A 19,146-nucleotide genomic window follows, 5' to 3' on the forward strand; every position below is an offset into this window, starting at 1 on the left:
CTAGCCCAGGACACATCACTAGCCCAGGGTCGCTACTAGCCCAGGATCGCTATAGCCCAGGACTTAAGTCCTGGGTTGGGGTTGGGGTTGGGGGCGGCGTCGCGACGATATCAGGACGGGTATTCGATGGCGGCGCCCGTCTCCCGGTGTGATTTTTTCTCCCAGATCCTCTTCCATCCCTCCTGCATAAAGCCAGTACCATACCCAAAAAGTTGTACAAATGCCGCTCCTATGCCTAAAAAAGCAACTTCAATGCTTTTCGTCTGCTTCAATGCATCAATAAACAGCAATGCAATGTAAGTACCCAGTCCAATCAATCCCAGATAGAAAAATGGCTTATAAATCAGGAACCAGAACGGGATACTGCAAACTGCCAGTGTAAAAAGCAATGGAAACGTATGGACGAGTTTCAGTTCGTCGGGATAAAACCTGGCAATGTTGATGCGGGCGCGTCCGAAAAACTTTAACTGCTTAAAAAACGGGCCAAATTTTGTTCTCCTTTTATGGTAAATAAATGCCTCCGGAATTAATGCAGAGCGAAAACCGAGTCGCATTGCACCGATACTGAACAGGATATCCTCCCCCATTCTGCTGGTCAGGAACCCGCCTGTTTTCTCCCAAACCCTTCGGGAAAGGCCCATATTGAAGCTACGCGGATGAAATGTACCACCCATATTATTCTTCTTCCCGCGAATTCCCCCTGTTGTGAAAACAGAGGTCATGGAGTAGCTGATTGCTTTTTGTATCGGGGAAAATGATGGGTGATCTGTATCCGGGCCGCCGTATAGATCGACGTAATCCGTATTTAGTTTTTGCTCAACAATGGCCAGATAATCCGGTTCAATCAATGCATCGGAATCGAGTAGAATAAAGTAATCGCCCGAAGCTCTCTCAAATCCATGATTTCTTGCAAAACCCTGGCCTCCATTTTCCTTATAGAAATACTTAATGTCCAATCGACCCTCGAACGAATGCACAATTTCATCAGCCTTGATTTTGGACCCATCCTCAACAACGATCACTTCAAAACTCTTGACCGTTTGCCTGGCCAGGCATTCCAGCAATTCCTGCAACTCATCGGGACGGTTGTAAACAGGTATGATGATGGAATACTGGCGCATTTTAGTGAATTTTGAATGACTGAATGACTGAATGAGTGAATGAGTGAATGAGTGAATTATAGGCTCAATATTTCCTTTAGTGATTCCTCATTGGCAGTTACGATTTTATCGATGTGCTGATCTGTCAAGGCTGTGGAAAGGAACATACTTTCGAATTGCGACGGTCCCATATAAATGCCTCTGTTGAGCATAGCATGGAAATATTTGCCGAAAAGTGGTAGGTCCGAAGATTTGGCAGAAGGAAAGTCAGTAACCGCCTGATTTGTAAAAAACAATGTGTACATCGAGCCGATTTGATTCAATGTATAATTCAACCCCAGCTTGTTCATGGAAGCCGTAAAACCAGACGCCAGCTTGCTACCTGACTCCTCCAATTGCGTATAAACTCCCGGGTGCTCATTCAAATAATGCAACATCGTGAGACCCGCTGCCATGGCAATCGGATTGCCCGACAATGTGCCTGCCTGGTACACCGGGCCTGCGGGAGAAACCCAATTCATAATCTCAGCCTTGCCACCGTATGCTCCCACGGGCATTCCTCCGCCTATTATCTTTCCTAACGTCGTTAGATCCGGCGTTATTCCAAATCTTTCCTGTGCTCCGCCTTTTGACAATCTAAAACCGGTCATTACCTCGTCCAGAATTAATACAATTCCGGCTTCGTCACAGATCTTGCGCAGACCTTGTAAAAAACCTTCTGCGGGAAGCACGCAACCCATATTACCTACCACAGGTTCAAGGATCAATGCCGCAATTTGGTTCTTGTTAGCGTCCACTAGCTGTTGGACCGCCGTCAGATCATTGAATGGTGCTGTTAATGTGTCGTTTGCAACGCCTTTGGTCACTCCCGGGCTGTCAGGCGTGCCGAATGTAACTGCCCCGCTGCCCGCTGCGATCAAAAAGCTATCGCCGTGGCCATGGTAGCAGCCCTCGAATTTGATGATTTTATCGCGACCGGTAAATCCTCTCGCTACTCGTATCGCCGACATAGTAGCCTCCGTTCCCGAATTCACCATTCTCACCTTTTCAATGGAAGGCACCATACTGACAATCAGTTCCGCCATCTCCACCTCTTTCCGGGTAGGTGCCCCAAAAGAAAACGAATGTTGAATTGCGTCGGAAACTGCCTCTTGAATCAGTTCATGCGCATGCCCGAGGATCATCGGCCCCCAGGAATTAATCAGTTCAATGTACTCATTTCCATCCTCATCATATACATAAGGTCCTTTCGCGGATTTGATAAAAATAGGTGACCCACCGACTGCCCGGAATGCCCTTACCGGGGAATTGACCCCACCCGGAATGTAATGCTGCGCTTTTTCAAATAAACTCTGGCTCGTTGAAGTATTCATAAATGTTGGGCAATTGATACTACCTGTCCACAGGGATCCATTTGGAACCGCTGAATTTCAAAACAGGTGTAATCTGGTTTTCATTTGATTTGGTGTAATCAAATCCATTCAACAGAAACTCCTCCTCCCCATACTTTCTGGCTTGAAGTCCATGAATGAATTTGTCTTTATATTTTGATACAATTCTCGCAAAAAACAGCAGCTGGTCATAACCCTGATAGGAGTATGTCGATGGGAATGTATTGGTTTTGTTCCAATAATTTCTCTGGAATTGACGAATACTCTCCTTTTCACGATCCACATGGTCCGCATCGATCAGATACAACCGTGAACCATATCTGGACAGTCTTGAGTTCTGCGAATTGAAGCTTGTAGATGTTGCGATAATCGGCAAACTCGTCAATTTGCGACTGTTGAGCACTTCGACTAATGTGCTGCCCGCTGATCCGTCCGAGGCGAACAAAGCGAAATGAGAAGGTCTTGCGGTTTCAAATGAAGGGATATTGCTTTCCATCCATTCTCTGTCCGGAAGTATTTTTACGATCGCCATCACCTTGCCACCCTTACTCTTCCATTCATTGGCATAAGAAAAGGCCATCGCAGAGTCTTTGGACGTATTACCATAATAAATCACCGCGCTCGATGTCCCAACGGACAGCGTTTTCATCCATTGCGCCGCCTTTTGAGTTTGAAAGGTGATAGAAGGGTGGCCCAGGTAAATATTGGACGCTGATGCCAACAAATGGCCGTCCGTCGAAAGCGGGTTCAGCATAACCGTGCTGGATTTGGAAACAAAATCCGCCGTGACATCGAATGTACCGGGGTACAATGGCCCGATCACGATATCCGAAAGCTGAAAATTCTTGTTATCCACGATCGCCTCAGCTGATTTGACATCATTGCTGACGTCATATGCCCAAAGATTGACATTAATCCCCTCGGTCAACAGCTGTTCCTTTGCCATCGTGAGGCCAATGTAGTAATCGTAGGCAAACTGGTTGGAGCGGCGTTTGGAAGTACTGAACTCGTCGAGTCTAAATGGAAGCATCACCGACACGTCCAGATAACCCTTCGTCCACTGCCCTTCCGCCCTCGGCGTACTGCGGACTGGCTTGTCGTCGGCCGCTATCTTTTCTTTCTTACTGAATTTAAACTGCTTGTCGAGCTGGTCCGCCAGCTGCATGTCAATTTGTGTAGAAGTAGGCGATCTTTGAATGTATTGGACCAAAATCAATGCAATGTCACGGTCAGAAGCATTCTGTTTTTGCAGGTTTATCAATTTGGCAAGATCATCCACACCTGCCAGATGGTGCTGCTTTAATGCCTGAACATCTTTCGCAAACGATGAATCCTTGATTTTTTCGAGATAATCCAATCCCTCTTTCGTCTGGCTATTATCAAAGCTGATCGCTCCCAGAAGGTAATAAACATCATTGATCTTATTCCAGCCCGGATAGCGGCTCTGCAGCTGGACAAGCATTTGCTTGCTTTCTTTATATCGCTTTAACTGATATGCAGAAAGCGCGTAGTAGTAATGAGAATATGCAGAATACGGTGTTTTGGAATTCACGCTCGTCAGGGGAGAAAACTTCTCCATCGCAGCCGCATATTTACCTTGCTTGTAATCTGCGACAGCCGATCGATATCTGCTTTCCGATTGTACAGACTGCGCGATGGCAGCACCGTGTAAACCTAACTGGACAACTAAAATCAAAGAAATGATAACTCTCATCAGACTAGTGGGGTCAAAATTAAATTTGATCGGACAAATTACGAAAACCGTTCAAAGAGAAAAAAACGGGCAATATTTCCTGGTGGAAACATTGCCCTTTATATTACGATACAATAAATCTTTTATTTCTTTTTAGAACGTTTCTCTAAATCAGCCTGCTTCTTTTTAGCCTCTTCCGCTGCCTGCAACGACTTTTCAAGATATTTCTGAAACTTGGTTTGCTTCTTTTCTCCGTTCGCGTTCTTTTTGCGGTTTTCTTCCAGAATGTTTCTGATTTTGTCCTCATTCACAAAGCGTTTGATCAGCAATTGCTGCGCGATGGTCACCACGTTGGAAACAAAATAGTAGAATGTAAGACCGGCAGGGAACGAGTTCAAAACGAACATAAACATCAATGGCATAATGTAGCCAAGCATTTTCATGTTCACCGGCCCCGGCTGAGTAGGTGTTACCTGGTTGTTATAATATGCGTAACCAATGCTGGAAGCTGTCATCAGGACGGTGAACAAGCTGATGTGGTTTCCTACTCCGAAAGGAACTGTAAACGGAAGCTTTATAAATGAATCGTAAGTCGAAAGGTCACTTGCCCAGAGGAAAGATTGCTGCCGCAGCTCTATCAGGTTTGGAAAGAGGAAAAAGAGCGAGAACAGGATCGGCATCGTGGCAAGCACCGGAATACAGCCACTAAGCGGGCTTACTCCTACCTGCTGATACAGCTTCATCTGATCTTGCTGCTGCTTCGCCATATCGTCCGGGTTCTGGCTGCGGATCTGTTCCAGTTCAGGAGCCAGCAACTTCATTTTGGCCATACTGATGTACGATTTATACGTCAGCGGGGTCAAAAGGGTTTTCACGAACAATACCAGCAATACGATTAGCAAACCGTAGTTGCTCACAAATTTTTCAAGGAAATTGAAAAGAGGGACCAGGAAGAACTTGTTGATAGGCTTCAAAAACGCATATCCCAGGTAAACATTCTGATCAAAATTCTCTGCCTTTACCTTGTCCACCAAATGGTAGTCGTTAGGTCCCAGGAAGAACTGATAGTTCGCCTCCCCTTTTTGAATGGCCGACATTGGGATACCTGCAGAAACGTGCATTGTTTTTACAATTGTCGAATCATTTGGATTAACATCAGCTCTCAATGTCACATTTCCGAATGGATGCTTTTCAGCGATTAGTCCGGCCAGGAAGTACTTATGCTTGATCGTGAACCACTTCACAGGATCGGCTGTCTTAGCCTCTTCATTGGCAGTAGGGCTTGTGGCCAGGCTTTGCAGATCGTCCGTGTAATAGTTAATGGTTACCACCTCACGGTTTTTCTTCATATCGTTTTCCAGTTGAAGCAAATCATTGCTCCAATCGAATTCAACAGACTTGTCTCCCAATCCCAACCCATTGGATTTGATACCATAATCAATCACATAACCCGTTCCGCGAACCACGTAGGTTTGTTCAACGGTCTGATTGTTTTTCAGGTTTACTTTATAAGTAACGATCACTGAATCTTTTTCACCCAACACCTGATTTTCAGCGTCGGTCGAGAAGAACAGGTCTGTCAACTTTACATCACCAGTTGGCGTAGGGAAATTGATGCGGAAGTTATTGTGATTTTCAGCGATCAGGTAAAGTGGTTTCTGATCGTAGGTTTTGTAGTTTTTCAACATTACCTCTTTCATCACACCACCTTTGTTGGTGAACACCACCCTGGTATCTTTCGTCTCTATAACCAGCTCTTTCGGAGCTACTTGTGCAACAGCAGAATCACTTGATTGAGAGGGTAATTGAGTAGAATCCGGAGCTATTGATGAAGAAACAGATGCTCTTGAAGTATCTTGTTTTACTTGCGCTACAGGGGTTGGTTCCTCAGGTTTCGGAACCAGGATCTGGTAGCCTATCAGCATTAGCATAATAAGTACTAAGCCGATTATAAAATTTTTATCCATTATTTACTTAAAATTATTGAAATAGTTTACCCCTCGCGGGACGGCAAAGGTAATAAGTTTTTTCCTTATCGGTCTTGAATTGTGATCAGTGGACAGATGGGTTTAACGATTCTACTGACCTTTTTTCGAGAGAATATGACAAAGCAGCTGCCACAAAATTGACAAAAAGCGGGTGTGGGTTCATCACTGTGCTTTTCAACTCAGGGTGAAACTGTACACCGATATAGAACGGATGGCCGGGAAGCTCAACCATTTCGACCAGATTATTGTCGGGATTGATACCCGTGGCAACCAGTCCTTTTTCTTCAAAATCTTTCAGGTACTTATTGTTAAACTCATAGCGGTGACGGTGACGTTCGCTGATGTTGGTCTTGCCATAAATCCGGTTCGCAAGCGTGTCCTTTTTAATGCGGCAAGGATATGCTCCCAAACGCATGGTACCACCTTTATTGGAAACATCCTTTTGATCCTTCATTAAGTGGATCACAGGATGGTCTGTATTTGTATCCATTTCAACAGAATGGGCATTTTCCCAGCCTATCACATTGCGGGCATACTCAATAACCGCCATTTGCATACCCAGACAGATACCGAAGAAAGGAATGTTGTTCTCACGAACGTACTGGATCGCGGCAATTTTACCTTCAATCCCTCTTTCACCAAAACCTGGCGCAACCAATACGCCATCCAGATTTTCCAGTTTTTCAACCGCATTTTCGGCAGTAAGGCTTTCAGAATGGATCCATTCAATGTTAACCTTACATTCATTGGCAGCACCGGCGTGAATAAACGATTCAATAATCGATTTGTAAGCATCATGAAGCTCCACATACTTACCCACCAGCCCGATACGGATCGAATCAACAGGATTTTTCAGTCTTGACAAAAAGGTCTTCCATGAATCCAGATCTACGTCTTTATCATTATAAATGTCCAGCATATATAATGCACGCTGATCCAGTCTTTCCTTCAACATTAAAAGAGGCACTGCGTAGATCGTATCGGCATCCATTGCTTCGATCACAGAATTAACCTGTACGTTACAGAACAATGCGATTTTCTTGCGGATGTCATAAGGTAGCGGATGCTCGCTGCGGCACACCAGGATATCCGGCTGGATTCCCGACTCCTGCAGCATTCTTACCGAGTGCTGGGTAGGCTTGGTTTTAAGCTCGCCGGCAGAGTTCAGATATGGGATCAATGTCAAATGGATCACAAGCGTGTCGTGTTCTTCCATTTCGAATTTCACCTGACGAACCGCTTCCAGGAAAGGAAGCGACTCAATATCCCCCACGCAACCGCCAATTTCAGTAATCACGATGTCATAGTCACCGGTTTGCCCGAGCAGCAGCATGTTTCTTTTAAGTTCGTCGGTAATGTGCGGAACAACCTGAACGGTTTTTCCCAAAAAGTCGCCACGGCGCTCGGCTGTGATTACGTTGTGATATACACGACCAGTGGTCACGTTGTTGGCCTGAGAGGTACGAACATTTAAAAAACGTTCGTAATGTCCTAAATCGAGGTCAGTTTCGGCTCCGTCGTCCGTTACGTAGCATTCTCCGTGCTCGTATGGATTCATGGTACCCGGGTCAATATTCAAATATGGATCGAATTTTTGAATTGTGACTGAAAGCCCTCTGGCTTGAAGTAACTTAGCTAATGATGAGGCAATAATTCCTTTGCCAAGTGAAGATGTAACACCGCCCGTAACGAAAATGTACTTCGCGGTCTTTCGTGCTTTGGAAGCCATAAGACGTTGCTTTTTTTCTATGATTACGGGATACAAAGGTACAGGATTATTACAAGAATCTTGTAAGACCTATTGTAATTATTTGGTGCGAACGTATTAAGGTCTTGTTACTCTGGCAGGTTAGCCAAAGTAAATTTTTCTGCGCTGGAATGCTCCACAGGGCATTTTTTGCCAGGTAGAAGCGTCATTCTCCTTCAAAATATGCGCATTAATCTGACTTAAAAAAGTCTTTCTGAAAGATTTCCGGGATTACCTCTCCGGCTTGGGTTTCAAAACAATGTACTCAAACGTATAAACGCTTTAAACAAAGCCAGTTTCACATATTACCCAATATAAATTCCTATTTTGCATCCTTGCTAAACCTTTAAAACCACTTTTCTAACTATGAGGAAATTTATATTTATCCCGGCACTTTTGCTGTTACAATCTCTCGCTTTCGCGCAGACCGCCGACCAAACTGCCAAGGTCCCATTAAAAATTATCGTCTTCGGTGCGCATCCTGACGACTGTGATCTTGGAGCGGGAGGCGTGGCTTCCATTTATTCGTCGATGGGACATAAGGTAAAATTTGTTTCGCTGACCAATGGTGACGCAGGGCACCAGGACATGGGTGGCGGCGAACTTGCCATGCGCAGGCTCAATGAAACCAAAGAAGTTGCCAAGCGGCTGGGTATCGAATATGACGTACTGGATAACCACGATGGCGAGCTATTTCCCACGCTTGAAAACAGGCTGGCGGTGATCCGGAAAATCCGGGAATGGAATGCCGACGTTGTCATTGCGCCAAGAACAAATGATTATCACCCCGATCACCGCAATACAGGCGTGGTGGTACAGGATGCGTCGTACCTGGTTATCGTACCCAACATACTTAGCAGTGTGCCTCCATTGGTTAAAAATCCTGTTTTTCTCTACTTCCGCGACAGGTTTCAAAGACCTAATCCGTTCCGCCCGGACATAGCCATCGATATCACCGGCGCAATTACTAAAAAAGTACACGGATTGGACGCACATGTTTCCCAATTTTACGAGTGGCTTCCCTGGACAAGTCAGGATCTTGCTAACGTGCCAAAGGGTGCTGAAGAAAGAAAAAAATGGTTACTCGCATCGACAGAAAGACGCTCTTCCGTGACACCGGAAATTAAGGTTACATTGGAGAAATGGTACGGAAAAGAGCAGGCTGAAAAGATCCGTTTCGTTGAAGTTTTTGAGATCACAGAGTACGGCAAACAGCCGTCACCGGAGGAGGTTCGGCGTCTTTTTCCAATGCTGCCAGCCAATTGATTTTCTGAAATACCAGACAGAGAAATCATTTAAAAACAAAAACGGTTATCGTGGAGGAGTATGATCTTTCCAAGATAACCGTTTTCTCATTTTGTATCCGTTTTTTAACGTTTACATATCATTTACTACGATAACCTGTCCTTGAAACTTTCGTATCCGTAAGAACGTACCAGTTTAAATTCCTGGCTCTTTTCCCAGATTCCGATGGAAGGCAAGTTAACACCGTTAAATGTTGTGGTCTTCACCATGGTGTAATGGATCATGTCCTCAAATATAATTTTATCCCCGATTTGCAATGGTTGATCAAATGAATAATCTCCGATGAAATCTCCTGCCAGACAGGTCATTCCGCCCATTCTGTAAGTAGGTTTGCCAGTTAATGCTTCATGGTACGCACCTTTAATTACAGGCTTATAAGGCATCTCCAGAGTGTCTGGCATATGGGCTGCAAATGAGGTATCCAGTATCGCTACGTCTATACCCTGACTATCCATTACGTCCAGCACAGTCGTTACCAATTCTCCCGTTCTCCATGCGATAGCTGAGCCTGGTTCGAGTATCACATCCAGATTATATTTCTCCCTGATAGTACTAACTAATAATATTAGTTTATCAAGATCGTATCCTTCACGGGTCATCAAGTGTCCACCGCCCATGTTCAACCATTTGGCTTGATGCAGCAGGTCTCCAAAGCGGGATTCCAACGCTGCCAGTGTCCGCTCCAAAGTATCGGAGCCATTCTCGCATAATGTATGAAAGTGAATTCCGTCGATGCCCTCGGGAAGTACATCCGGCAACTTGTCGCGCGTCACGCCCAGCCTCGACCCCGGCACGCAGGGATTGTACATATCCGTAGCCACTTCCGAGTACTGCGGATTAACCCTGATCCCGCACGAAAGCTCATGTGAAGGATTGCTCGCCTTGAAAGCCTCTACCCTATCCTTGAACCGCTCCCATTGACTTAGTGAATTAAAAGTAATGTGGCTGCTGCGCTCCATGATCTCGCCAAATTCCTGATCCAGATAAGCAGGCATATAGGTATGCGACTGGTAACCCATGTAATCATTGATCAGCTTTACCTCGTTTAGAGAGCTCGCCGTAGCCCCGCTCAGGTATTCCCTTACAATAGGAAAAGCGCTGTACATGGAGAAACCTTTCAGTGCGAGAATGATCTTACAACCTGCTGCATTTTGCACAGAATCGATCAGGCGAAGGTTTTTGCGGAGCAATTCTTCTTCCAAAACAAAACAAGGTGATGGTATTTGACTGTAATCGATGGGCATTTTATATAAATGAATAATGAATGGATCTGCTAAAATGTAATGTTTGCCTAATTTTGTACACAAAAGTATAAGTTTGAGTTTCCAAAGCATGATCAATTTTTTACCAACCACTACGCATACCCTATGTCCTTCCTCGTACTAGATATTGAAATGACAGGCCCCGAGCCGGGCTGGAACGAGATCATTCAGATCGGCGCGGAGCTTTTTGACGATCAGTGGAAATCGCTCGGGACCTACCTGCAAAATGTGTATCCGGAGAATGAAGAGGCTTTTTCGGTCAAATCCGAAGAGGTACACGGCCTTTCCATGGCCGACCTGGAAGACGCGCCGATGATATATGATGTCCTTCCGGAATTTGAAAAGTGGATCAAAAAATTCAATGCTGGCAAGCCCAATTTTTCCAATGTTATCATTTGCGGCCAGAGCGTGATCAATGACATCAATTTTCTTCGCTACGCCTATCGGAACGAGAAAATGAAATGGTCGTTCTCCAACAAAATGATCGACCTGCACACTGTCTCGTACCTCTTTTTTCAGATCCTCGAAAAGAATGGCAAATCAGTCCCCCGCTCATTGAGCCTGGGCTCTGTCGCCAGCTACTTCGGTTTCGAACGCGAAGAGGAAACGCACAATGCACTGGAAGACGCCCGACTGACAGCGAAATGCTTCAAAGAATTTTTCAAGCTCATTGACCAGGTAAAACTTGTATGATAGACTACAATCCCAAGGAATGGTTTCGCTACATCTTCTATTTCCAAAAGGCTGACACAGTTCGAAAACTCACGCCGCTCATCCTGACCATCGGTGTTTATGCTGCGATTGTTGCCTACATTCTCATTGTACATCTTAAACTCGGCGAAGATAACGATCTCAAAAACATATCGTTAATGCATTCCCTGCTCGGTTTTGTAATATCGATGCTACTCGTTTTCAGGACTAACACGGCGTATGACCGGTGGTGGGAAGGCCGGAAACAATGGGGCGGCCTCATGAACAGTAGTCGAAACCTGGCCCTGAAGATCAATGGGTTATTGGATCCGGAACATATTCAGGAGCGCGATTTTTTCAAAAAAATGATTCCAAATTATGGGTTTGCCTTGAAGAATCATTTGCGCAACCGCTATCGGCCCGAAGAGTTTGAGGACACGGCCTACTTAACCAAAAGCACAATCAACATCCACGACCACATTCCCAATCAGATTGCCTCTGCATTGTTTAGTAAGGTCATTGAATTGCAAAAAAAGGGAATTCTGCTGCCTGAGCACACCATTCTGCTAAATGGCGAACTTGAATCGCTAACCGACATTTGCGGAGCCTGCGAACGTATTAAAAACACCCCTATCCCGCTATCATACAGTTCATTCATTAAGAAATTCATTTTTACTTACTGCCTTACACTACCTATTGGCTACGTTTTCAGCTTGCATTTTCTCGTCATTCCGTTCGTCATGTTTGTGTTCTATATCCTGGCCAGCCTCGAAGTAATTGCAGAAGAAATTGAAGATCCATTTGGTGAGGATAGCAACGACCTTCCCATCGAAAGAATTTGTAAAGGGATTCAGACATCCAGCCACGCTTTATTAAAATAGTCGGATCGGCAAAACCTATCTAAAAATTAGGGATTTATTAGAATTGGATCAGAAAGTCATTAAAATTTAATCTTTTTCTATTTTTTTCATCTCCCCTGATCAAAACCTGATTTTTGCGTTTTAATGATTTTTCACAAAAACATGGTTTGAACACAAACCAATTTTCCCAAGCATTTCCCAATCTTAGCCAATAACAGATTTAAATCGACCCTGATTTAGTCAAATCGGCATTTTTACACCAAAAAGCGCGGCGGGTATAAGTGTAAAAAAGTTATTAATTTCCATGCATCCGCTATTAAAACGGATATTAATGTTCCATAAAAACACTGATGAAGCATGAGAAAAACCACTTTGTCGACCGCATTGATAGTCTTAGCGGTCATGATGGCTTTTACAGCAAAATCGCAATCCATTGTAGATCCGGGTATCTCCGTTCACAATTATAAACATCCAAATAAAGCTGCGGAGGCAAAAGCGAAGCACAGCGGCAACACGGTCAAGGTTGCCAATTTCAATACGATTGAAAGGCATGGCAAACAATACCGCAGCCGCTACGTAAGCAATACGCCCAAATATGCACCCCGGCCTGTGGCGCTCATCGTCATGAGGGATTACAAAGTGAAAGGCATTGAAATCAATCCGTTGGTTTCACCCAGAAACTACAAGACACCAACCTATTTTGTAGATAAGGACACTTCTCAAATCGCGGACAAGAGCGGTGTTGACAGTTCTCCTTATCCCACAGTCGATTAATACCTCAGTTGCCGCAAAATGCAGAGCCAGCTCCTAGTAGCTGGCTTTTGCTATATATGGCCATCAACATCCTCCTATAAAGATTATTATAGTTTTAAAAAATATAATATTAGCAAGGTGCGAGATCATTTAACTACATTTTAACCAATTACTTTTGCGCTGAATATTTGAATTTCATAACTTCAACGCATGATACCAAGTGAAAGTGTTGCACATTTTTACCTGACGCACCCCGCCGCAAAAGGTTTAAAAGGTCCGGACAAAACAACCGGGGACGAGGGGCATTTCAATGTGTTCTCCCGGGTATTCTGCAATAAATATACTTCCTACGCACGCAGGGATTTTTACAAGATATCCCTCATCATCGGCAAAGGTATTCTTTCCTACGGTGGCAATCAGATCGAGATCGATCAAAACGCGCTGGTATTCTTCAACCGCAATGTTCCCTATTCCTGGCAAGCGCTTTCTGACGAGCAGGCCGGTTACTTCTGTCTGTTTACCGACGAGTTCCTAAGCACCATGACCCGTGCCAAAACGGTGAGCGACTGCCCTATTCTGCGCAGCGACTGTATTCCGGTATATTTTATCAATCAAGAGCAGGAGGAATACCTCATGGGCATTTTCAGCAAAATGCAGGTTGACATCGAATCCGGTTACGTTCACAAATATGATCTGATGCGGAATTATGTCAATGTTATTGCACACGAAGCAATGAAAATGCAGCCTTCCGAAGTGGCAGACCCGAATTTGAATGGTTCAACCCGGCTTTCCTCCGCTTTCCGTGAACTATTGGAAAGACAGTTCCCTATCGAGTCCCCTGAGCACAAACTGCAACTCAAAACGGCAAAAGACTACGCGGGTAAGCTGGGCGTGCATGTCAACCATTTGAACCGAGCATTGAAAGAAAATACTGGTAAGACGACCACAGAACACATTATCGACCGGATATTGTCGCAGTCCAAAATCATGCTCAGACATTCCAACTGGAGCGTCGCCGAAATCGCATTTTGTCTGGGTTTTGAATATCCTGCCTACTTTAATAATCTGTTCAAAAAACAAATTGGCATCACACCAAAGTCCTATCGCGTTCACGAAAGGTAGTGATGTTTGAATTTTATAAGATATTGTTTGAAAGTAGTACACATTGCTTAGCATCGCCCAACTACCTTTGCAAAGCAATTTAGCCACTCCATAATCTGAGAATATTTCAAAAGTGGTCTGTTCGGTTACATTGTCAGGTAATTTGATTGAAATTATGCTCAATAGATGTTTCTCCATCCTGTTTTTAACCGTGGCAATCATTCCTGCCAGTCAAAAACTCTCCGCCCAGGTTCTGTCATTAAATGATGCTGTCGAGACCGCGCTCTCCAACTACGCGTCGATCAAAGCGAAAAACAATTACCTCAGCGCGTCCAAAGCGACGGTACAGCAGAGCAAAAAAGAGTACTTGCCCAACTTCAATTTGTCTGCCCAGCAAGATTTCGGTACTATCAATGGACAAAATGGCCCATTGTACGGATTAGGCCTTTCAGTCGCATCGTCCGGATTACCACTACCGAAACAAAACTGGAATTCCGCTTTCGGTGCACTTTACCTGACCAATGTCAACTGGGATTTCTTCGCATTCGGCCGCGCCCGTGAGCGCATACAGGTTTCCGAATCCATTGTTACCCGCGATCAGAGTGATCTGGAACAGGAGCAATTTCAGCACAGCGTAAGAGTGGCAGGTGCCTATCTCAATTTACTGGTCGCACAGCGCCTCACCAAATCCTGGGAGAATAACCTGGAACGTGCATCTGCATTGAAAAGTGTGGTCGTAACCCGTGCTAAAAACGGCCTGATCCCCGGCGTAGACTCTTCGCTGGCCAATGCGGAAGTTTCCAATGCCAAAATCAGCATTACCCAGGCCAGGGATTTCGAACAGGAGCAAGCCAATAATCTGGCGCGGTTAATGGGCACCACCAATCAGCAATTTGTGCTGGATACATTGTTCATTACCAGGATTCCCGGATCGCTTTCCGATACCGTTTCCAAAACAGAAGGTCACCCGCTATTGAAATACTATTCCAACCGCATCGCCGTGAGCGACCGCCAGGCGAAATACTACCATACATTGGGTATGCCTACGTTTTCATTATTTGGTGTGTTTCAGGGCCGTGGCGCTGGTTTTTCATCCACTTATGCCACCGATCAGCATGCCTATACCCAAAGCTATTTCGAAGGTATCAAACCCGTCCGGGCCAATTATTTGCTCGGCATCGGCGCTACCTGGAATATGACCAGTATACTACGGACCAAGCAGCAAGTAGCAGCTCAAACATTCGTTTCCAATGCATTGAAGGAAGAATTCAACCTGGTAGACCAGCAAATTCGCAATCAACTTCTTTTGTCAGAAAACAAGATCAGGAATGCAGTTTCCAATTTTCAGGAAGCGCCGGTACAGGTCAAATCCGCGTCAGATGCGTACCTGCAAAAAAGTGTTTTATATAAAAACGGTCTGAGCAACATTGTGGATGTCACGCAAGCATTGTACATCCTCGTGCGTGCTGAAACAAACCGCGACGTCGCGCTCAGTAATTTATGGCAGGCATTACTGCTCAAAGCAGCCGCAACCGGAGATTTTAACCTATTTCTGAATCAATAACAGACAGGGGCGGATTGAAAAATGAATAGTTGCGAAGTGATTTGGCCAGATATAGTCATTAGTGGTCATTGGTGGTCATGTATTGTCATTAGTAGTCATTAGTGGTCATTTATAGTCATTGGTAGTCATTAGTGGTCATGTATTGTCATGTATTGTCATTGGTAGTCATTTATAGTCATTGGTAGTCATTCATAGTCACTTATTCTAAAATCGGCAGAATCAAAAGGACAATAAATGACAATACATGACTAAAAATGACAACCCCTGACAATACATGACTAAAAATGACAACCCCTGACCAAAAATGACAATAAATGACAACCCCTGACCAGAAATGACTAAAAATGACAACCCCTGACCAAAAATGACAACAAGTGACAATCCCTGACACATACCCATTGAGCCTACAAATAACAGTAACATGGATTTAATACGTTTTGCACTACGTAAACCTATTACCATCATGGTTTTGGTGGCGGGTTTATTCTTTTTCGGTATCAATGCGGTCCGGAATATCAAGGTCGATATTTTCCCGAAACTCGACCTGCCTGTGATGTACATTGCGCACCCGTTTGGAGGGTATACTCCTACGCAGATGGAGACATTCTTTGCGAAGCAGTACATCAATATTTTGCTGTATGTCAATGGTATTAAGAGCATTGAAACAAAAAATATACAGGGACTTACCCTGATGAAGATCAATTTTTACCCGGGTACGAACATGGCGCAGGCCTCGGCTGAGCTCAGTTCATTCACGAATCGCGCCCAGGCGATCTTTCCCCCAGGGTCCAACCCGCCATTCATTATCCGTTTCGATGCGTCTACCCTACCCGTTGGTCAATTGGTCATTAGCAGCGAAAAACGCTCTAATAATGAGTTGCTGGATCTTGCCAACGTATATGTACGGTCTACATTTACATCCATTCCCGGACTTGTTTCGGCCCCGCCTTTTGGAGGAAACATCAGGACGGTTGTCATTAAAGCTGATCCCGAACTCATGCGTTCGCATAATCTTTCAACCGATCAGCTGGTGGAAGCATTGCGTGTCAACAACCAGACGGCGCCTTCGGGTAATGTACGGATCGGTGATAAAAACTACATTACGCCGACCAATACCACGGTTCGACATATTAAGGATTTTGAAAATATTCCATTGTTCAAAGGCCAGGTTCAGAACCTTTACCTGCGCGACGTGGCTACTGTGGAAGACGGGGCGGACATAACGGCGGGTTATGGCCTTGTGAATGGCAAGCGGTCAGTTTATTTGAGTATTGCCAAAAGTGCCGATGCTTCTACCTGGGAAGTGGTTCAAAACCTGAAAAAGGCCATGCCGCGCATCCAGAGCACATTGCCGGAAGATGTGAAGATCAGTTACGAATTTGACCAATCGACCTATGTAATGAACTCGGTGATGAGTTTGTTGACGGAAGGTACCATTGGGGCGATCCTCACAGGTTTAATGGTATTGCTGTTCCTCGGCGACGCAAGAGGCGCATTAATCGTGATCCTGACTATTCCTACTTCCATCATTTCCGGCGTTTTGTTCCTCAATTTATTTGGACAAACCATTAACATCATGACGTTGAGCGGGCTGGCATTGGCGATTGGAATTCTCGTCGATGAAAGTACCGTGACCATTGAAAACATTCACCAGCACCTGGATATGGGCAAACCCAAAGCCCTCGCGATCTGGGACGCCTGTCAGGAAATTGCCTTTCCGAAACTGCTGATCCTGTTCTGTATCCTCGCGGTATTTGCGCCAGCCTTCACAATGGGCGGTATTCCGGGATCATTGTTCTTGCCTCTCGCGCTTGCGATCGGTTTCAGTATGATCATTTCCTACTTTCTGGCGCAGACTTTCGTGCCGGTGATGGCGAACTGGATCATGAAGGTAAAGCATCACAAAAAACAAGATGGCGGCGAAATGAGCGATTCGGAAGAATTTGCAGCTTCCGGCCTGAGCAGAAATAAAGACGAGCAAAAAGAAGCACTCATTCACCGGGCCGATAGCGACCAGAATGGCACGATCAGCCCATTTGAACGTATTCGCGCCAGATTCATGCGGTTTATCAAGCGAATGATCCCCTACCGCAAGCCTATTGTGATCACTTACCTGATCGTCACGTCAGCATTGGCCGGATTGATGCTTACTAACATTGGAAAAGATGTTTTGCCAAAAGTAAATGGTAACCAGTTTCAGGTAAGGCTGCGCGCGCCCGAAGGTACCCGGATTGAACGGACTGAGGAGAAAACGCTGAAAACCATTCAGGCGATCAAAGATATTGTAGGAAGCGAAAATGTGTCGGTAACCTCAGCCTATGTCGGACAGCACCCAGCATTGTTTTCAATCAGCCCGATCTATTTGTGGATGGCCGGGCCGCAGGAAGCCGTTTTGCAGGTTGGGTTAAGCGAAGGTTTTCACCCTAATCTGGATGAATTAAAGGAAAAAATCAGGAAACGGGTCAGTGAAACCATTTCGGACCTTGCGCTTTCATTTGAACCCATTGAACTGACTGACAAGATTTTAAGTCAGGGATCCTCTACTCCGATCGAAGTACGGATGTCGGGGCGGGATAAGAAGGTGAATGAACAATATGCTCAGAAGGTCATTAAAAGACTCAAAGAGATTAGCTACCTGCGTGATATTCAGCTGGGACAATCCAACAAATATCCAGCAATCAACATTGAGGTAGACCGGACACGCGCCGCTCAGCTGGGTGTTGATATGAATGATGTTTCCAAATCCCTAGTCGCTTCTACTTCCTCGTCCCGCTACACCGATAAGAACATTTGGGTCGACGAAAAAGGTGGATTCAGCTATAATGTGCAGGTTTTGATCCCTGAAAGCAAGATGAACAGTATCAATGATATAGGTGAAATACCGCTGCTGAGAAACTCCAATCGTCCTGTGCTCGGTGACATTGCCACCATTACGCCTGACACTACTTATGGTGAAAATGATAACCTCGGCTCCATGCCTGTGTTGTCGGTCACAGCCAATCTCAATAACATTGATTTGGGAGTTGCAAAGGCTGATGTTGAAAAAGCACTGGCGTCGCTCGGCGAGTTGCCAAGGGGGCTTTCAGTCGAACTCGTAGGACTTAGCCAGACATTGACCGATACGCTAGAAAGTCTTCAAAACGGTCTTGTAGTAGCGATTGTCGTGATATTTTTGATGCTGGCTGCCAATTTTCAATCATTCAAAGTTTCTGCCATTGTACTGACCACAGTACCGGCGGTTGTATTCGGTTCGTTGGCATTGCTGATGATTACGGGCTCCACATTGAACCTTCAATCCTATATGGGCATTATTATGTCCGTCGGGGTGTCTATATCGAATGCGGTACTGCTCATTACCAATGCCGAACAGCTGAGAAAGTACAGCGGTGATGCAGTGGCGGCCGCGCAGGAATCCGCTGGCTTGCGCCTCCGCCCGATCGTGATGACGGCCGTAGCCATGGTGGTGGGTATGATCCCGATGGCGAGCGGATTGGGAGAAGCCGGTGACCAGTCTTCTCCACTCGGAAGAGCCGTAATTGGCGGGTTGATTGCATCTACTTTTGCCGCATTGTTTATCCTGCCGCTGGTTTTCGCGTGGGGACAGGGTAAGGCTACCACGCAGAGTGTTTCGCTTGATCCAGAAGATGAAGAAAGCAAGTTTTATGTTCCTATGGCCAAATAATCTAAGAGTC

The 19,146-nt window shown here is 45.2% G+C and carries 13 protein-coding genes; 7 read left to right on the top strand and 6 right to left on the bottom strand.

The genetic code is table 11. The features are described 5' to 3' along the window. Positions 1-110: 110 nt before the first annotated feature. The 5 genes from ON006_RS10430 to pyrG all read right to left on the bottom strand — a co-directional run bounded on the left by ON006_RS10430 (position 111) and on the right by pyrG (position 7,901). On the bottom strand, positions 111-1,121 hold the full coding sequence (locus ON006_RS10430) for a glycosyltransferase family 2 protein (RefSeq protein ID WP_244819720.1): 1,011 nt from the start codon (positions 1,119-1,121) through the stop codon (positions 111-113). 56 nt (positions 1,122-1,177) lie between these two features. Next, on the bottom strand, positions 1,178-2,473 hold the full coding sequence (gene hemL, locus ON006_RS10435) for a glutamate-1-semialdehyde 2,1-aminomutase (RefSeq protein WP_244819721.1): 1,296 nt from the start codon (positions 2,471-2,473) through the stop codon (positions 1,178-1,180). Positions 2,474-2,492: 19 nt separating this feature from the next. Beyond that, entirely contained in the window at positions 2,493-4,205 is a 1,713-nt protein-coding gene (locus ON006_RS10440; protein ID WP_244819722.1) for an ABC transporter substrate-binding protein, read from the bottom strand. A gap of 122 nt (positions 4,206-4,327) precedes the next feature. Then, positions 4,328-6,151 (bottom strand): membrane protein insertase YidC, encoded by a 1,824-nt coding sequence (yidC, locus tag ON006_RS10445; RefSeq protein WP_244819723.1) that lies wholly within the window; start codon positions 6,149-6,151, stop codon positions 4,328-4,330. An 85-nt stretch (positions 6,152-6,236) separates the two neighbouring features. Continuing rightward, positions 6,237-7,901 (bottom strand): CTP synthase, encoded by a 1,665-nt coding sequence (pyrG, locus tag ON006_RS10450; protein ID WP_244819724.1) that lies wholly within the window; start codon positions 7,899-7,901, stop codon positions 6,237-6,239. A 384-nt stretch (positions 7,902-8,285) separates the two neighbouring features. On the opposite strand from pyrG, the gene ON006_RS10455 reads away from it, so the two are divergent. Then, positions 8,286-9,185 (top strand): PIG-L deacetylase family protein, encoded by a 900-nt coding sequence (locus ON006_RS10455; RefSeq protein WP_244819725.1) that lies wholly within the window; start codon positions 8,286-8,288, stop codon positions 9,183-9,185. A gap of 125 nt (positions 9,186-9,310) precedes the next feature. Here ON006_RS10455 and nspC read toward each other — a convergent pair whose 3' ends face one another. Then, complete coding sequence (nspC, locus tag ON006_RS10460; protein WP_244819726.1) at positions 9,311-10,468, bottom strand: carboxynorspermidine decarboxylase; 1,158 nt, start codon at positions 10,466-10,468, stop codon at positions 9,311-9,313. Between the two features lie 123 nt (positions 10,469-10,591). Here nspC and ON006_RS10465 point away from each other — a divergent pair, with 123 nt between their 5' ends. The 6 genes from ON006_RS10465 to ON006_RS10490 all read left to right on the top strand — a co-directional run bounded on the left by ON006_RS10465 (position 10,592) and on the right by ON006_RS10490 (position 19,136). Next, on the top strand, positions 10,592-11,179 hold the full coding sequence (locus tag ON006_RS10465) for a 3'-5' exonuclease (protein WP_244819727.1): 588 nt from the start codon (positions 10,592-10,594) through the stop codon (positions 11,177-11,179). Then, positions 11,176-12,057 (top strand): bestrophin family protein, encoded by an 882-nt coding sequence (locus ON006_RS10470; RefSeq protein WP_244819728.1) that lies wholly within the window; start codon positions 11,176-11,178, stop codon positions 12,055-12,057. Before ON006_RS10465 ends, ON006_RS10470 begins: the two co-directional genes overlap by 4 nt. 336 nt (positions 12,058-12,393) lie before the next feature. Then, positions 12,394-12,810 (top strand): hypothetical protein, encoded by a 417-nt coding sequence (locus ON006_RS10475; protein WP_244819729.1) that lies wholly within the window; start codon positions 12,394-12,396, stop codon positions 12,808-12,810. Between the two features lie 189 nt (positions 12,811-12,999). Next, positions 13,000-13,911: a helix-turn-helix domain-containing protein gene (locus tag ON006_RS10480; RefSeq protein ID WP_244819730.1), complete on the top strand. Its 912-nt coding sequence runs from the start codon at positions 13,000-13,002 to the stop codon at positions 13,909-13,911. Between the two features lie 154 nt (positions 13,912-14,065). After that, positions 14,066-15,454, top strand: a complete 1,389-nt coding sequence (locus ON006_RS10485; RefSeq protein ID WP_244819731.1) for a TolC family protein — start codon at positions 14,066-14,068, stop codon at positions 15,452-15,454. 421 nt (positions 15,455-15,875) lie between these two features. Continuing rightward, positions 15,876-19,136, top strand: coding sequence for an efflux RND transporter permease subunit (locus ON006_RS10490; protein ID WP_244819732.1), 3,261 nt, complete (start codon positions 15,876-15,878; stop codon positions 19,134-19,136). Positions 19,137-19,146 lie beyond the last annotated feature (10 nt).

The sequence above is a fragment of the Dyadobacter pollutisoli genome, from assembly GCF_026625565.1.
GTDB lineage: Bacteria > Bacteroidota > Bacteroidia > Cytophagales > Spirosomataceae > Dyadobacter > Dyadobacter pollutisoli.

Coding starts and splice junctions, on each gene's coding strand:
- ON006_RS10470 (WP_244819728.1), top strand. CDS start 11,176: ATGATAGACTACAATCCCAAGGAATGGTTTCGCTACATCTTCTATTTC.
- ON006_RS10490 (WP_244819732.1), top strand. CDS start 15,876: ATGGATTTAATACGTTTTGCACTACGTAAACCTATTACCATCATGGTT.
- ON006_RS10455 (WP_244819725.1), top strand. CDS start 8,286: ATGAGGAAATTTATATTTATCCCGGCACTTTTGCTGTTACAATCTCTC.
- yidC (WP_244819723.1), bottom strand. CDS start 6,151: ATGGATAAAAATTTTATAATCGGCTTAGTACTTATTATGCTAATGCTG.
- pyrG (WP_244819724.1), bottom strand. CDS start 7,901: ATGGCTTCCAAAGCACGAAAGACCGCGAAGTACATTTTCGTTACGGGC.
- ON006_RS10480 (WP_244819730.1), top strand. CDS start 13,000: ATGATACCAAGTGAAAGTGTTGCACATTTTTACCTGACGCACCCCGCC.
- hemL (WP_244819721.1), bottom strand. CDS start 2,473: ATGAATACTTCAACGAGCCAGAGTTTATTTGAAAAAGCGCAGCATTAC.
- nspC (WP_244819726.1), bottom strand. CDS start 10,468: ATGCCCATCGATTACAGTCAAATACCATCACCTTGTTTTGTTTTGGAA.
- ON006_RS10475 (WP_244819729.1), top strand. CDS start 12,394: ATGAGAAAAACCACTTTGTCGACCGCATTGATAGTCTTAGCGGTCATG.
- ON006_RS10430 (WP_244819720.1), bottom strand. CDS start 1,121: ATGCGCCAGTATTCCATCATCATACCTGTTTACAACCGTCCCGATGAG.
- ON006_RS10440 (WP_244819722.1), bottom strand. CDS start 4,205: ATGAGAGTTATCATTTCTTTGATTTTAGTTGTCCAGTTAGGTTTACAC.
- ON006_RS10465 (WP_244819727.1), top strand. CDS start 10,592: ATGTCCTTCCTCGTACTAGATATTGAAATGACAGGCCCCGAGCCGGGC.
- ON006_RS10485 (WP_244819731.1), top strand. CDS start 14,066: ATGCTCAATAGATGTTTCTCCATCCTGTTTTTAACCGTGGCAATCATT.